This is a genomic window from Pseudomonas sp. SIMBA_067 (assembly GCF_046534675.1).
In the GTDB taxonomy this organism is placed as follows: Bacteria; Pseudomonadota; Gammaproteobacteria; order Pseudomonadales; family Pseudomonadaceae; genus Aquipseudomonas; species Aquipseudomonas putida.
Map to the genome: position 1 here is coordinate 1 of NZ_JAWRYH010000867.1, position 254 is coordinate 254.

The 254-nt window shown below is 57.9% G+C and carries 1 protein-coding gene; it reads right to left on the minus strand.

What is annotated here, in order from left to right:
- Nucleotides 1-187, minus strand: a 187-nt coding sequence (locus SB765_RS31685; protein ID WP_410932762.1) for a DUF4158 domain-containing protein, incomplete at its 3' end; no start/stop codon positions are given.
- Between the last annotated feature and the right edge of the window lie 67 nt (nucleotides 188-254).

Genomic DNA, 254 nt, shown 5'->3' on the forward strand with positions numbered 1-254 from the left:
GGGTGTGGCCACTTGCGCGCAGAAAGACCAGTTGGATGGCAGCACCGGCGCGCCCTTCAGGTCGAAATTTGTGGTTGATCGCGGCGAGGTCACTATCGGTCAGCGCAAAGTAGTGCTCGACATCAAACTCCGACAAGCGTGTGGGCAAGCTGCTCTTTCCCACATAGAGAGATTCCAAGCCCGGCATCTTCCACCCCCATCCAGGTGACGCGATCCGTAATCGCGGGCGGACATGGTACTCTCTAAGTTACCAG